Origin of the sequence: Psychrobacillus sp. NPDC096389 (assembly GCF_044762855.1) — a bacterium.
GTDB lineage: Bacteria > Bacillota > Bacilli > Bacillales_A > Planococcaceae > Psychrobacillus.
In genome coordinates this window covers 1-16072 of the sequence record NZ_JBIWFB010000014.1, presented here as the reverse complement: position 1 = coordinate 16072, position 16072 = coordinate 1, and the positions used below count along the sequence as shown (strand labels likewise).

Annotated in this window: 15 protein-coding genes; all 15 read left to right on the top strand. The window is 38.9% G+C overall.

Going from position 1 to position 16072, the window contains the following annotated elements; genetic code table 11:
- Positions 1-19: 19 nt before the first annotated feature.
- The 15 genes from tilS (at position 20) to lysS (ending at position 15623) form a co-directional block, all read left to right on the top strand.
- Positions 20-1405 carry a tRNA lysidine(34) synthetase TilS gene (gene tilS, locus ACIQ38_RS22120; RefSeq protein ID WP_402828542.1) on the top strand — a complete coding sequence of 462 codons (1386 nt, stop codon included), beginning with the start codon at positions 20-22 and terminating at the stop codon, positions 1403-1405.
- Between the two features lie 19 nt (positions 1406-1424).
- Complete coding sequence (gene hpt / locus ACIQ38_RS22115; protein WP_402828539.1) at positions 1425-1967, top strand: hypoxanthine phosphoribosyltransferase; 543 nt, start codon at positions 1425-1427, stop codon at positions 1965-1967.
- Positions 1968-2065: 98 nt separating this feature from the next.
- Positions 2066-4066 (top strand): ATP-dependent zinc metalloprotease FtsH, encoded by a 2001-nt coding sequence (gene ftsH, locus ACIQ38_RS22110; protein ID WP_402828537.1) that lies wholly within the window; start codon positions 2066-2068, stop codon positions 4064-4066.
- A gap of 376 nt (positions 4067-4442) precedes the next feature.
- Positions 4443-5225 carry a type III pantothenate kinase gene (locus tag ACIQ38_RS22105; RefSeq protein WP_402828534.1) on the top strand — a complete coding sequence of 261 codons (783 nt, stop codon included), beginning with the start codon at positions 4443-4445 and terminating at the stop codon, positions 5223-5225.
- Positions 5226-6107: an Hsp33 family molecular chaperone HslO gene (gene hslO / locus ACIQ38_RS22100; protein ID WP_402828531.1), complete on the top strand. Its 882-nt coding sequence runs from the start codon at positions 5226-5228 to the stop codon at positions 6105-6107. It begins immediately after the preceding gene.
- Entirely contained in the window at positions 6091-7020 is a 930-nt protein-coding gene (locus tag ACIQ38_RS22095) for a peptidyl-prolyl cis-trans isomerase (RefSeq protein WP_402828529.1), read from the top strand. The genes hslO and ACIQ38_RS22095 overlap by 17 nt, the downstream gene beginning before the upstream one ends.
- A gap of 118 nt (positions 7021-7138) precedes the next feature.
- Complete coding sequence (gene cysK / locus ACIQ38_RS22090) at positions 7139-8062, top strand: cysteine synthase A (RefSeq protein ID WP_402828527.1); 924 nt, start codon at positions 7139-7141, stop codon at positions 8060-8062.
- A 259-nt stretch (positions 8063-8321) separates the two neighbouring features.
- The gene (locus ACIQ38_RS22085) at positions 8322-9734 is read left to right on the top strand and encodes an anthranilate synthase component I family protein (RefSeq protein WP_402828524.1); all 1413 of its coding nucleotides are present in this window, start codon (positions 8322-8324) and stop codon (positions 9732-9734) included.
- On the top strand, positions 9731-10321 hold the full coding sequence (gene pabA / locus ACIQ38_RS22080; RefSeq protein ID WP_402828521.1) for an aminodeoxychorismate/anthranilate synthase component II: 591 nt from the start codon (positions 9731-9733) through the stop codon (positions 10319-10321). The genes ACIQ38_RS22085 and pabA overlap by 4 nt, the downstream gene beginning before the upstream one ends.
- Positions 10322-11158, top strand: a complete 837-nt coding sequence (pabC, locus tag ACIQ38_RS22075) for an aminodeoxychorismate lyase (RefSeq protein ID WP_402828519.1) — start codon at positions 10322-10324, stop codon at positions 11156-11158. It begins immediately after the preceding gene.
- Entirely contained in the window at positions 11155-12012 is an 858-nt protein-coding gene (gene folP, locus ACIQ38_RS22070) for a dihydropteroate synthase (protein ID WP_402828516.1), read from the top strand. The genes pabC and folP overlap by 4 nt, the downstream gene beginning before the upstream one ends.
- A 5-nt stretch (positions 12013-12017) precedes the next feature.
- Positions 12018-12383, top strand: a complete 366-nt coding sequence (gene folB, locus ACIQ38_RS22065; RefSeq protein ID WP_402828513.1) for a dihydroneopterin aldolase — start codon at positions 12018-12020, stop codon at positions 12381-12383.
- Positions 12380-12892, top strand: coding sequence for a 2-amino-4-hydroxy-6-hydroxymethyldihydropteridine diphosphokinase (folK, locus tag ACIQ38_RS22060; RefSeq protein WP_402828510.1), 513 nt, complete (start codon positions 12380-12382; stop codon positions 12890-12892). Before folB ends, folK begins: the two co-directional genes overlap by 4 nt.
- Positions 12893-12923: 31 nt before the next feature.
- Positions 12924-13949, top strand: coding sequence for a tRNA dihydrouridine synthase DusB (dusB, locus tag ACIQ38_RS22055; RefSeq protein WP_402828507.1), 1026 nt, complete (start codon positions 12924-12926; stop codon positions 13947-13949).
- A gap of 183 nt (positions 13950-14132) precedes the next feature.
- On the top strand, positions 14133-15623 hold the full coding sequence (gene lysS / locus ACIQ38_RS22050) for a lysine--tRNA ligase (protein WP_402828504.1): 1491 nt from the start codon (positions 14133-14135) through the stop codon (positions 15621-15623).
- Positions 15624-16072 lie beyond the last annotated feature (449 nt).

The following is a 16072-nucleotide window of genomic DNA, read 5'->3' as shown; positions in this document are numbered from 1 at the left end:
AAAGAAAAAAGGTGAAAAAATGCATGCGTTCGTTCGAAAAGTAAAAGAATATATAGATAAGCACCAACTTATAAAAAAAGGGGATCGTCTTCTCATTGCTTGTTCAGGTGGGGCAGATTCTATGGCATTGGTACAAGCTTTGAATAATTTAAAAGAAATATATCATGTCGAAATGGGAATCGTGCATACAGATCATCAGTTAAGAGGAGAAGAATCGGCAGAAGATATGAGATTTGTCGAAAGCTTTGCAGCCAGTTTGAATATTCCATTTCATGCGGCAGCCCTTCAAGTACCAAAGAGGGTTGCTGCAGAAGGTGGTAATGTGCAAGTAATATGTAGAGAAGAACGATATACTTTTTTCGAACAAACAATGAAAAACTTTCATTACCAAAAGCTAGTGCTCGGTCATCATGCGGATGATCAAATCGAATCTGTGATTATGTCACTGGCACGAGGTTCTAATTCCTCTACTATTACCGGAATACCAAGATCAAGACATTTTGCTGAGGGGCAGATTATACGTCCCTTTCTATGTGTAACGAAAAAAGAGATTTTCGAGTACATGGAATGCAATACGTTATCATTCAGACATGATCCAAGCAATGATAAACATACATATACTAGGAATCGTATACGCCATACCATTGTTCCGCTTTTAAAAGAAGAAAACCCCAATATAAGCGATAGTATTCGTACATTTGTGGAAAAACAAAAGCAGGATGAGGACTTTCTTCAAAATATGGCGGAAAAAAAGTATGAACAGCTTGTGACAGTTGATCAAGATGGCGTTTTTTTTCTAGATACAAAGTGCTTTATAGAAGTGCCCATTGCTTTACAAAGAAGAGTGATTCTACTACTATTAAAGTATCTATACAACAACTCCGAAATACTTCTTAATGATCACTTAATCGATTCCATTTTGGCTGCTTGCAATAAGGATGATGGCAATATTGTTATTCATTTGCCTCAGGATTATTTCCTCGCACGTCATTACAATAAAGTTCAGTTCTCCTCTGTTAAACAACAACCTATCGTTACTAGGAATGTAGTGGAAGAGGATAGTTGGATCCATATTGGTGCTGGTTATTCCATCTATTTATCGAGAAACTTGACCACTGCTATAGCTGGTGAAAAGTGGTTTGTCCAACTGGAAAACGATTCCCTTCCCCTATCAATACGCCAAAAAGAGGAAGGAGATCGGATCCAGATTAAAGGGATGATTTCTCCTAAAAAAGTATCTAGAGTATTTATAGATGAAAAAGTTTCAGCTCAGGAAAGATTAGAGTGGCCACTACTTGTAACATCGAAAAAAGAAATAATAGCAGTAATTGGACTTCGTTATGGAAAAATTTTTTCAAAGAAATATCACTCGCAAAACTATGTTTTATACATAAAGCGAGACTAATCATTAGGGGGGACTTAATATGTTAGAAAAAGACATACTTAACGTTTTATTAACAGAAGAACAAATCGAAGAAAAAGTACGTGAACTAGGTGAAACATTAACATCTGAATACAAAGATAAGTTCCCGCTAGCTATTGGTATTTTAAAAGGGGCTATGCCTTTTATGTCGGATTTAATGAAGCGTGTAGACACGTATATTGAAATGGATTATATGGATGTTTCTAGCTATGGAAATGCTACCGTTTCTTCAGGAGAAGTGAAAATCATCAAAGACTTAAACACTAGTGTGGAAGGTCGCGATATTTTAATCATTGAAGATATCATTGATAGTGGAATGACTTTAAGTTATCTAGTAGATTTATTCAAATATCGTAAAGCGAAATCCATTAAGCTTGTTACATTACTGGATAAACCAACTGGAAGAAAAGTAGATCTTAAAGCAGATTATGTAGGATTTGAAGTTCCAGATGCATTTGTTGTTGGTTATGGATTAGATTATGCAGAGAAATACCGTAATTTACCATACGTTGGTGTGTTGAAGAAGGAAGTTTATTCTTTTTAATGCAAATACTACACTAAAAGGCTTTTCATTGTACGTTAAAAAATTCGTGTGATAAGATTATCATTAGTTTTTCTGTTTACCTTGTGAGGAGGCTGGGAATGAATCGAGCATTGCGCTACGCTATATTATACTTATTGATATTTTTTGTAATTGTTGGGATATTTGCGACGTTTAATTCGGGCAATCAACCAACTAAAAATATTCGTTATGACGAATTTATGACTTCTCTTAAAAGTGGAGAAGTGACAAGCTTTAGTATGCAGCCTGAACAAGGAGTTTACTTTGTTGAAGGTAAGATGAAGGGTTACAAAGAAGGGGAAACTTTCTTAACAAAGCTCCCATATAACTTTGAAGAAGCACAAACAAAAGTTTTATCATTAGCGGAAGCAAATGCAGTTCAAGTTGACATCATAGAAGCTCCGAAAACGAGTGGCTGGGTTCAATTTTTCACTGGATTGTTACCGTTTCTAATCATCATTATTTTATTCTTCTTCTTATTAAGTCAATCACAAGGCGGTGGAAACCGTGTGATGAACTTCGGTAAGAGCAAGGCAAAATTATATGATAATGAAAAGAAAAAAGTAAGGTTTACAGATGTAGCTGGTGCAGATGAAGAAAAAGCTGAACTAGTAGAAGTAGTAGATTTCTTAAAAGACCCACGTAAGTTTGTAGAAATTGGAGCGCGTATTCCGAAGGGGATTTTGTTAGTAGGTCCTCCGGGTACTGGTAAAACGTTGCTTGCTCGTGCTGTTGCAGGAGAAGCTGGCGTACCGTTTTTCTCTATTAGTGGATCGGATTTCGTGGAAATGTTTGTCGGTGTCGGGGCTTCCCGTGTACGTGACTTATTTGAAAACGCGAAGAAAAATGCACCATGTATAATTTTTATTGATGAAATTGATGCAGTAGGTCGTCAACGTGGAGCTGGTCTTGGTGGTGGGCACGATGAGCGTGAACAAACACTTAACCAATTGCTAGTTGAGATGGATGGTTTCGGTGCAAACGAAGGTATTATCATTATCGCTGCAACGAACAGACCGGATATTTTAGACCCAGCTCTTCTTCGTCCAGGTCGTTTTGACCGCCAAATTACAGTAGGTCGTCCAGATGTTAAAGGACGTGAAGCGGTACTTAAAGTACATGCTCGTAACAAACCACTGGATGAATCAGTAGATTTAAAAGCAATTGCACAACGTACTCCAGGATTCTCTGGTGCGGATTTAGAAAACTTATTAAACGAGGCAGCACTTGTTGCAGCTAGACGTAATAAGAAAAAAGTAGATATGAGTGACATTGATGAAGCAACAGACCGTGTAATCGCGGGTCCTGCTAAATCAGGTAAAGTCATTTCTAAAAAAGAACGCAATATTGTTGCTTTCCATGAAGCAGGGCATGTGGTTATTGGATTAACACTAGATGATGCGGAAATCGTTCATAAAGTGACAATCGTACCTCGTGGTCAAGCTGGTGGATATGCAGTAATGTTACCAAAAGAAGATCGTTACTTCATGACTAAACCAGAGTTACTAGATAAAGTAGCAGGATTATTAGGTGGTCGTGTAGCGGAAGATATTACTTTTGGTGAAGTATCTACCGGTGCGCATAATGACTTCCAACGTGCGACAGGTATCGTGAGAAGCATGGTTACTGAATATGGGATGAGTGACAAGCTTGGTCCAATGCAATTCGGTCAAGCGCAAGGAGGAAATGTCTTCCTTGGACGTGACTTTAACTCGGAACAAAACTATTCGGATAAGATTGCTTATGAAATTGACCAAGAAATGCAAACAATGATTAAAGAGCAATACGAGCGAACAAGACAAATTTTAACGGAAAGACGCGAATTATTAAATTTAATCGCCAATACGTTATTAGAGGTAGAAACACTCGATGCTGCTCAAATCAAACATTTAGAAGAGCACGGAACACTTCCAGAGAGACCTTACGAAAAAGCGAATCAGGAAGCAGAAGTGAATCTAAAAAAAGAAGAGTCAATTGAAGCGGTAGGAGCTCCTGCAGATCCATCTACAGGCGACTTACCGAAAGAAGAAGACACTGCGAGCATACCAGATAAAGCAATTCAAGAAGAACGTAGAGATTAATAGAATAGGGAAGCTGATTGTTTATTGCATTCGTGCGAGGCAATCAGCTTTTTTTCTTGCTTTAGGGGCTTATAATCCTATGGTAAGCAAAACTTTGTCTCGACAAATATAAAAGTAATGTCACTATTTAGGGACAAGGTTTCGTAGTGACCGCTGTGATTTTCGCTGCAGGTTCATCACTCACCCCACGGAAAGCGTCCGTCCTGCTGTGAAAATCACGGCGGGTACCTAATAGTCCTTACTAAGACGCATTATCCCTACATTGTTCTGCACCCCCTTTGTTCGTCGGTATAGACCCAGGCTACTGTGCTTTCGTTCTTGTCTTCATATATGGTATGATATTTTGGAAAACTTACGAAAAGTGAGGACAAGCTAGATGATACTTGTGTTAGATACGGGGAATACGAACATTGTTTTAGGGGTATATGAAAATGATGTGTTAATCCATCATTGGCGGATGGAAACAGATCGCCTGAAGACAGAGGACGAATATGGAATGCAAGTGAAGGCGTTATTTTCGCATGCAAATATTACTTTTGAACAAGTAGAAGGAATTATTATTTCTTCTGTAGTGCCTCCAATCATGTTTTCTTTAGAAGCGATGTGTAAAAAATACTTTGGTATAAAACCATTAATAGTAGGTCCTGGTGTAAAAACAGGTTTAAATATTAAATATGAAAACCCTCGTGAAGTGGGGGCGGATCGAATTGTAAATGCGGTTGCTGCCATTCATGAATATGGGAATCCTCTTATTATTGTAGATTTCGGTACTGCGACAACTTTTTGTTACGTTAACGAGAAAGGCGAATACATGGGAGGCGCTATTGCTCCAGGTATCGGTATATCAACGGAAGCATTATTTACAAAAGCGAGTAAGCTTCCTAGGATCGAACTTACTCGACCGGAGCATGTCATCGGAAAAAATACAGTGTCAGCTATGCAAGCAGGTATTGTGTATGGTTTTGTAGGGCAAGTTGATGGTATTGTGAATCGGATGAAAAAGAATTCAAAAAAAGCTCCTACAGTAATTGCGACAGGTGGAATGGCTTCTTTAATTGGGGAAGAAACAACCGTAATAGACGTTATTGATCCTTTCTTAACGTTAAAAGGATTGTATTTAATATATCAACGAAATATAGATGAAAGAGGGATAAGATAAATGAATGACTATTTAGTAAGAGCATTAGCTTTTGAAGGAAGTGTTCGAGCATTTTCCGTTCGAACAACAGATACAGTAGGTGAAGCACAACGCCGACATGAAACGTGGCCGACCGCTTCAGCAGCACTTGGCAGATCAATGACTGCTGCTGTAATGATGGGTGCAATGTTAAAAGGCGAAGACAAGATCACAGTGAAAATAGAGGGCGATGGTCCGATTGGTCCGATGGTGATCGATAGTAATGCCAAAGGGGAAGTGCGTGGTTACGTGACAAACCCACAAACACATTTTGAGTTGAATGAAAAAGGGAAATTAGATGTTCGTCGTGCAGTAGGAACAGAAGGCACACTGACAATGGTCAAAGATTTAGGTATGAGAGATTTCTTTACAGGGCAAGTACCGATTACTTCTGGCGAAATCGCAGAAGATTTTACGTACTATTTTGCTGTATCCGAACAAGTGCCTTCTTCTGTTGGGCTAGGTGTTTTAGTTAACCCGGATAATTCGATTTTAGCTGCAGGCGGGTTCATCATTCAATTGATGCCTGGTACGGACGACGAAACAATTACAATTATCGAAGAGCATTTAAATAAGATGGAGCCAGTTTCTAAGTTAATTGAAAAAGGATTAACTCCAGAGGAATTGTTATTTGAGATTTTAGGCCAAGAAAATGTCCAGATTTTAAGTACAATGCCAGTTGCATTTGAGTGTAATTGTTCCAAAGAAAGATTTGGAAGAGCAATTATTAGTTTGGGGGAAAGCGAGATTCGTGAAATGATCGCTGAAGATGGAGGAGCCGAAGCACATTGTCATTTCTGTATGGAAAAATATAATTACACAGTAGATGAATTGGAGTCATTTATCGATGAAATCAATGCGTAATAGCGAAGATTCTCAACCAAAAAGGCGTTTAAAAACGAAACCAGTACTTCTTGTACTCGGCATATTGTTGCTAGGTAATTTACTATGGTTTATTGCTTGGTTAATACCGAATGAAAAGGTTGTCGAAACGAAAGAAGAAGTAGCTTCAGTTGATGGGAAAGTTATTACGAAAGAGCAATGGATGGCTTCGATGGAGTCCATGTATGGAAAAGAAGTATTATTAGATATGGTCAATGCAGAAGTAATGGAAGCAGCGGCCGAGAAAAACAATATTAAAGTAAATGACGCGGAAATCGATTTGGAACTTGCACTTATTCGCTCCACTCAAGAAGGAGTCGATACATCATTTCAATCATTCGATGAAGAAGTGATGCGTAAAAAAGTTCGTGCGCGGTTAATTTTAGAAAAAGTATTAGCAAAAGATATTGTGATCGAAGATGCTGACATTCAAGCATTTTATGAGAACAATAAAAATTTATACAATATACCAACTTCATATCGTACAAGTGTTATTTATAGTTCCACAGAAGCAGAAGCAAAAGAAGTAGTGAAAGAACTGAAAAATGGTTCTTCGTTTGATGGATTAGCAAGAGAGCGCTCTACTGATATAAGCTCAGCTAGTTTAGGTGGTGATATCGGATATGTTGCGGAAGATACTGAAACAGTAGATGAAGCATTATGGAAAGCTTTGCCGAAAATAGATGTGGGTAAATGGAGTGATGTTATTCCGTTAACAGATGGTCGCTTTGCGGTTGCGCAAGTGAATAGCGTGTTTAAGGGGCAGTCTTTTTCATTCTCGGATGTTGAAGATCATATTCGTAGAGAGCTTGCACTAGATCAATTGCCACAATCAGTTACACAAGAAGCGTTTTGGGAAGAATTTAATGCAGATTGGTTTTATAGCGAGAAATAAAAGCATACTCTAAGGAGTGTGCTTTTTATTTCACTACCATTATTGACAATGCGTCACTAACATTGGTATGATAAAGAAAATAAAACCTATTAACTAAGTAGGGATTAGGAGTGGAACTATGACGAAGTTAGCACAATCCGTATTAGATTTAATTGGAAAAACGCCGATCGTAAAATTAAACAGAGTAACCAACGCAGAAGACGCAGAAGTTTACGTAAAACTAGAATACTTTAACCCTGGTAGTAGTGTAAAAGACCGTATTGCATTTGCAATGATCGAAGCGGCTGAAAAAGAAGGAAAATTAACAGAAGGCAGCACCATTATTGAGCCAACTAGTGGTAACACAGGTATTGGACTAGCAATGATTGCTGCGGCAAAAGGATATAATGCAGTACTAGTAATGCCAGACACAATGAGTTTAGAACGTAGAAACTTGCTTCGTGCATATGGAGCTGAGCTTGTACTAACACCTGGAGCAGACGGGATGAAAGGTGCAATTGCTAAATCCGAAGAGTTGGCAAATGAAAATGGATGGTTTATGCCACAACAATTTAACAACGGATCAAATCCAGAAATTCACCGCCTGACTACAGGACCTGAAATTGCAGAAGCGTTTGATGAATTACACGGATTTGTATCAGGAATTGGAACTGGTGGAACGATTACTGGTGCTGGTAGCGTATTAAAAGAAAAATTCCCAGGTATTCAAGTCGTTGCGGTAGAACCACAAGATTCTAACGTATTATCTGGTGGTAAACCAGGTCCACATAAAATCCAAGGAATTGGAGCAGGATTTGTTCCGAAAGTATTGGATACGCAAATTTACGATTCCATTACGCAAGTTTCCAATGAGGATGCATACGAAACGTCTCGCGAAGTTGCAAAGTCAGAAGGTATTTTAGGTGGAGTTTCTGCGGGAGCTGCTATTTACGCGGCACTTCAACTTGCAAAAGAGCTTGGTAAAGGGAAAAAAGTAGTCGCAATTATTCCTGATAACGGAGAACGTTATTTAAGTACCCCGTTATACCAATTTGAAGATTAATAAAGTGAAACTTCAATCAGTGGGGGGTTCTTCATCCCCACTGATTGTTAGTTGAACCAATCGGGCTTTTACGGGCAGTTGATCTCCCACTTATCTTTTCGATTTTCTTAAATCTTAAAGTGGGAGTCTTACTGCCCGTTAATGCGGGATAAATGCTAGTGGAGAGGAGGCAATTATTGCTTTCTCTCTTTTTTTGTGGCGAAAAGGAGTAGTTTCAAGTTAAGATGAAGGCAAACCGTTTATAGGGGGATTTGAAAAAGTGGAATTACAACTTCAAACGCATGCATTTCAACTATCAAAGACTGCGTTTTTTTATGCATATAAAGAAATCACAAAAGAGGAGTCTCATCATTTGTTTTTTGAAAGTGGACGAGGAGGTCATTTGTCTGTAGCAGCTTGGAATCCATTAGCTGTAACTAGGTCCACAGAAACGGGATTACATATTGAGTGGAGAAATGGAAGGGTAGAAGAGCGTGAGGGAGAAGCGCTTGCGGAGTTAGAAAAGCTAGTTGCTACTTATAAACTGCCTTTTCAAGAAGATTTACCTGATTTCCAAGGTGGGGCTGCTGGTTTTATTAGCTATGATTACGCACGGAAAATAGAAGTGTTGCCCACAATAGCAGCGGATGATTTGCATATTCCAGATGTTTACTTTTATTTATTTGATGTTTGGGCTGTATTAGACGTTGAAACGGAAGTTGTCACATTGATGAAGTTATCTACGAGTACGGTAGATTTAGTAAAGTTAGAAGAACAATATAGAGCGGCGGCGGAAACGGGTCTTGCATTGAGCGTTTTTAGCTCAGGAGCAGCGGTGGAAGTAGCGGAAGATCATTCGAAGTTACATGTATCTGTAGATTCTTTAGGATTTGAAGATGCTGTTCGAAAAGTACAGCAATATATTGCCCAAGGCGACGTTTTTCAAGTGAATTTATCCGTTCGCCAATCAAAAGAATTGAAGGCTGAACCCATTGCTATGTACGAAGCATTGAGAGCTTTTAATCCATCTCCCTATATGGCATTTATTCATTCGCCTGAATTTGCTGTTGTATCAGGATCACCAGAATTATTAGTGAAGAAAAAAGGAACAGCATTATCCACCCGTCCAATTGCAGGGACAAGGCCTCGTGGTAAAAGTGATGCCGAAGATATCGCTTTAGCCAATGAACTAATCGACAATGAAAAAGAACGCGCAGAACATGTAATGCTTGTAGACTTAGAGCGAAATGATTTAGGGAAAGTGTCTACATACGGAACAGTCGAGGTAGACGAGTTCATGGTCATTGAGCGATATTCGCATGTGATGCATATTGTTTCCAATGTAAAAGGAACATTACGTGAAGGAGTATCGAATACGGAGATTGTGCGTGCAATGTTTCCTGGTGGAACGATTACGGGTGCTCCTAAAATTCGTACAATGGAAATTATCGAGGAACTGGAACCGGTTCGAAGAGGAATCTATACAGGATCTATTGGTTGGCTAGGATTTTCAGGTGATTTAGAGTTCAATATTGTCATTCGCACTGCATTTATTCAAGATGGGATGGCATATATCCAAGCTGGTGCTGGTATTGTTATTGATTCGATACCTAGCGCTGAATATGTGGAGTCACTAAACAAAGCAAAAGCAGTTTGGCAAGCAAAGGCAATGGCAGAGGGGGAAAGTAAATGATTTTAATGATTGATAACTACGATTCCTTTACATATAATCTCGTTCAATATATTGGAGAGATAGGGGTGGAAGTGAAGGTTGTTCGAAATGATGAATTAACGATAGATGAGATTGAACGACTAGCACCACAAGTCATTGTTGTTTCCCCGGGGCCATGTACGCCGAACGAAGCGGGCATAAGCTTAGATGTCATTACGCATTTTGCTGGGAAAATCCCTATCTTTGGTGTTTGTTTAGGACATCAATCGATTGGACAGGCATTTGGTGGAAAAGTGATTCGGGCAAAAAAGTTAATGCATGGGAAAACCTCTCCTGTTTTTCATGACAGCAAAGGGGTTAATGAACATATGCCAAATCCTTTTCGTGCAACAAGATACCATTCTCTTCTCGTGGAAAAAGAGTCGCTGCCGGATTGTTTAGAAGTAACCTCTTGGACGGAAGAAGGAGAAATCATGGGATTACGCCATAAAGAGTTTCCAGTTGAAGGGGTGCAATATCATCCAGAGTCCATTATGACGGAAGAAGGGAAAAAACTCATCCGAAACTTTATCGAAAAGTATAGCTTCCTTGCAAAGGAGCATGTGTAAATGGATGCTTGGAAGAATGGTAAGGTATATACCAGAAATGAATTAACGATTTCTGCCTATGATCATGGCTTTTTATATGGGTTAGGCTTCTTTGAAACTTTTCGCACATACGAAGGCCGAGTGTTTTTATTCGATGAACACTGGATGCGCCTTTGTCGTGCTTTGGCTGATTTTCGTATGACAATGCCATATGATAAAGAGACTATTTTAGCAGCGATTGAAACTTTAACAAAAGAAAATAACGGGGAAGATGGTTATTTTCGATTAAACATCTCGGCAGGTGTTCACGATATTGGGCTTCAGCCATCCCAATACGAAGAGCCTACCGTGATCTTATTCCGAAAAGCTTTGCATATTACACCAAGAGGTACAGAGAAAAGTGCAATATGGCTTAAAACGACTCGGAATTCCCCGGAAAGTGCGGATCGTCATAAGTCCCATCATTTCGCAAATAATATACAAGCAAGATTTGAAATAGAATCATTGGCCACGCATGAAGGAGTTTTCCTGACAGCAGAAGGATATGTTGCAGAAGGAGTTACATCCAATATATTCTGGGTGAAAGATAAGAAAATCTACACACCTTCGCTTGAAACGGGCATACTTGCAGGAATAACAAGGGAATGGATTTTAAATAATTTCGAAGTAGAAGAAGGCTTGTTTACGAAAGATGTATTAGAAGCGGCAGACGAAGTTTTTATTACAAATGCGGTACAAGAAATTGTCCCTATTAAAGAGTTAGATGGAAAACGATTTTTAGGTAATCACGGTCCTGTTTATACGGCACTGCATGATGCGTATGTAAAGTGTATTCAGGAGGAAAGGACAGTAAGATGAATTTACAGAATCATACCGGGCTTTTTGAGGCTGGTGGAGTTACATTAGATTTCCAAAAAGAAACGATTGTGATGGGTATTTTAAACGTCACTCCTGATTCTTTTTCGGATGGTGGAAAGTTTAATGAAATAGAGGCAGCTGTTGGTCGAGCGAAGCAAATGGTTGCAGATGGAGCAAAAATCATCGACGTAGGAGGAGAGTCTACTAGACCTGGACATACGGTTATTTCCGATGAAGAGGAAATCGCAAGGGTTGTGCCGGTCATCCAGGCTATTCGTGCAGAAGTAGATGCAGTCATATCCATTGATACGTATAAATCAGCGGTTGCTCGAGCAGCGGTTCTTGCAGGGGCACATGTCATTAATGATATTTGGGGTGCGAAGAGAGATCCGAAAGTAGCGGAAGTTGCCGCTGAACTAGAGGTTCCCATTATTTTAATGCATAACCGAGACAATGAAGAATATAAGGATTTCTGGCCAGAGGCGAAGCAAGACTTAGAAGAATGCATTCAAATTGCAAAATCAGCAGGCGTTCCAGACGAACATATTTGGCTAGACCCAGGCATTGGGTTTGGGAAAACAACTGAGCAAAACATATGGATGATGCAACATTTAGATGATTTAGTTGATATGGGATATCCTGTGTTATTAGCAACATCTCGTAAACGTTTAATCGGTAACGTGTTGAACCTTCCCGTAGACGAACGTATGGAAGGAACAGGAGCAACTGTTTGTTATGGTATACAACTTGGCTGTCATATGGTCCGAGTGCATGATGTAAAGGAAATTGAGCGAATGACTAAAATGATGGATGTGTTGACAGGAAAACAGAAATACGTGGAAAGGGAGGATTAACTGTAATGGATTATATTCATTTAAATGACTTAGAGTTTTATGGCTACCATGGAGCGCTAGCAGAAGAGACAAAGCTTGGTCAAATTTTTCGTGTAACGATTACGTTAGCATGTGATTTAAAGAAAGCGGGCGAAACCGATAATTTAGAAGAAACGGTTAATTATGCGGAAGTTTTTGAGTTGTGCAAGGAAATTGTGGAAGGTAAACCTTATTTATTAATAGAAGCAGTTGCAGAGAAAATTGCATCACGTATTTTAGAAGTCTATAGAACGAAAGTTAGTGGATGTCGCATTCAGTTAGTGAAGCCTAATCCGCCGATAGCAGGACATTATGCTTCAGTTGCAGTCGATATTACGAGGGGTTCAATATGAATAAAGCGTATATTTCATTAGGTTCAAATATTGGGGATCGCCTACTTTTCCTCCAACAGGCCGTACGATCATTGCAAGATGTGAAAGGTATAAAAGTATGCCAAGTATCTTCCGTATATGAAACAGATCCAGTAGGCTATGTAGATCAGGATGCATTTTTGAATATAGTAGTGGAGCTTGAGACTTCATTGACCCCACATGAATTACTTAAAAAATGTAATGAAATAGAGGCGGAGCTAGGTCGTACTAGGGAAATCCATTGGGGTCCGAGAACCGTAGACCTTGACATTTTGTTGTATAATGAAGAGAATGTGAAAACGGAGAACCTCATTATTCCGCATCCAAGGATGACGGAAAGAGGCTTCGTCCTTGTACCATTAGTTGAGATAAACGCAGATGTAAGAGACCCTCGAACAAATCGTTCTTTCATGGACTTTGCCAATGTTCAAAAAGAAGGCGTTCATGTATGGAGAACTTTCGATGGAGTAGACGCATTCGTTTTAATATAAGAATAGATAAGTAAAAGGTAGGTGAATAATCGTGACAAATACATCAACAAAACCATTTCAAATTGGTGATTTTGTGATGGATAATCGTGTCGTACTTGCTCCGATGGCTGGTATATGTAACTCAGCTTTCCGTTTAACGGTAAAAGAATTTGGAGCAGGACTAGTTTACGCTGAAATGATTAGCGATAAAGGGATCGTTTTGAAAAACGAAAGAACCTTAAGTATGCTGTATATCGATGAACGTGAAAATCCATTATCCCTTCAAATTTTTGGAGGAGAGAAAGAGACGCTAGTTGCTGCTGCGAAATATGTTGATCAACATACAACTGCTGACATTATAGATATTAATATGGGATGCCCTGTAAATAAAATTATCAAATGTGAGGCAGGGGCTAGATGGCTTTTAGATCCAGAAAAGATTTACGAAATGGTATCAGCGGTTGTAGATAATGTAAAAAAACCAGTAAGTGTGAAAATGCGTACAGGGTGGGATGATGAACATCTATATATGGTAGAAAATGCTCGCGCAGTGGAACGTGCCGGTGGAGCAGCAGTTGCAGTACACGGACGTACTCGAATGCAAATGTATGAAGGGCAGGCCAATTGGGATTTGATTCGCCAAGTGAAAGAATCAGTGAATATCCCTGTAATTGGAAATGGAGATGTAAATACTCCTCAAGATGCAAAACGTATGCTGGATGAAACAGGTGTTGATGCTGTAATGATTGGACGAGCAGCATTAGGAGACCCTTGGATGATTTACCGTACAGTAGAATATTTAGAAACAGGTGTATTAAAGCCAGAACCAACTGCACAAGAAAAAATAGACGTTTGTTTATTGCACTTTGATCGTTTAACTGCTTTAAAAGGGGAAAAGATAGCGGTTAGGGAAATGCGCAAACACGCTGCTTGGTATTTGAAAGGTATTCGTGGTAATGGGACAGCAAGAAATGTGATTAACGAAACGGAAACCGCACAAGAGCTGAAGGATTACTTACGTTATTTTGCAGAAGAAGCTTCGAAAGAGTATAGCTCTGTCGATTCCATTCTTGCTTAATAGCAAAAAAAGAAGGGCTGTCACTACGTGTGATAGCTTTTTTAAGTTTTGCTTGGTAATCTGAATAATGGAAAATATCCAACGATGAAGGAAAAAGATGAATAGAACACAGAAATTGTGTACAATAAGTTCAATGTTATAAAAGATACTTGCGAAAAAGTAAGTAGTGGAGGAGTGACCGACATGTCTAATGTAGAAGAATTAAATGATCAACTTTTGGTGAGAAGACAAAAGATGACTGCAATACAAGAAAAAGGACTAGATCCTTTTGGTGGGAAATTTGAGCGTACACATTTGAGTAATCAAGTAATTGCCGAATTTGAAGAGTTTACAAAGGAACAACTAGAAGAAACAACACATGAAGTAGTTATTGCTGGACGTATTATGACGAAGCGCGGAAAAGGGAAAGCGGGATTTGCCCATATCCAAGACTTCGGCGGTCAGATTCAAATTTACGTACGAAAAGATGCAATTGGTGACGATGCATATGAGTTATTCAACTCAGCTGATTTAGGAGATATTGTAGGGGTACGAGGAAATGTGTTCCGCACACAAGTAGGAGAGCTATCTGTTAAAGCGATGGAGTTCACATTTTTAACTAAATCACTTCGTCCGATGCCTGAGAAATTTCACGGTCTAAAAGACGTAGAGCAACGTTACCGTCAACGTTACTTAGATTTAATGACAAGTGACGAAAGTAAAACAACGTTCATTACGAGAAGTCGTATCATTCAATCGATGCGCCGTTATCTTGATGGACAAGGATACTTAGAAGTAGAAACTCCGTTATTGCATTCTATTGCAGGGGGAGCAGCTGCACGTCCTTTCATTACACATCACAACGCTTTAGATATGGAATTATACATGCGTATCGCAATTGAGTTGCATTTAAAGCGTTTAATAGTAGGTGGATTAGAAAAGGTATATGAAATTGGACGCGTATTCCGTAACGAAGGTGTTTCAACACGTCATAACCCTGAATTTACGATGATTGAGTTATATGAAGCGTATGCTGATTATCAAGATATCATGAACTTAACTGAAAACTTAGTGTCACATGTTGCACAAGAGGTATTAGGCTCTACAACAATTATGTATGGTGAAGATGAAATCAATCTAGCACCAGGCTGGAGACGCTGGCATATGGCGGATGCAGTAAAAGAGACTACTGGAGTAGACTTCTGGAAGCAAATGACGAAAGAAGAAGCTCATGCATTAGCTAATGAACATGGAGTAGAAGTGAAACCTTCTATGGAAGTAGGTCATGTATTAAACGAATTCTTCGAACAGAAAGTAGAAGAAACATTAGTACAACCAACGTTTATTTATGGACATCCAGTTGAAGTATCACCACTTGCAAAGAAAAATCCAGAAGACGGTCGTTTTACAGATCGCTTTGAGTTATTCATTGTACGTCGTGAGCATGCAAATGCATTTACAGAGTTAAATGATCCAATCGATCAACGCCAACGTTTTGAAGCACAGTTAGTAGAAAAAGAAGCGGGTAATGATGAAGCGCATGAAATGGATGAAGATTTCTTAGAAGCATTAGAATACGGTATGCCTCCAACAGGTGGTTTAGGCATAGGGATTGACCGTTTAGTAATGTTATTAACGAATTCAGCTTCTATCCGTGATGTACTATTATTCCCAACTATGCGCCATAGAGATTGATTAACAGATGATTTGGAAAAGGAAATGCTACTATCTAGTGGTGTTTCCTTTTTTATTCTTCTATATATAGTGTTTAAGAGTAAGTGTAAAATGATTTGAAACTTATTTTGAAAAAGTACTTGTCAAAATACACAGAGGGTGATATAGTTATCAAGTTGTCATTTTCACTACTGATTTCAAGCGAAAAACAAATTGAAAAAAGTTGTTGACACTGAAAAACAGAAATGTTAAGATATTAAATGTCGCTAAAACAAAACGACAAATTAAACAACATGAACATTGAAAACTGAACATGCAAAACGTTAAGACATATAGCTTGATAGATTAACTTGAGTTAACTTGATAGCCAAAAAATTTGACATCATTTAATGATGATGCCAGCAAAACAAAATGAGCTTTTTAAGTTCTCTATTATGGAGAGTTTGATCCTGGCTCAGGACGAACGCTGG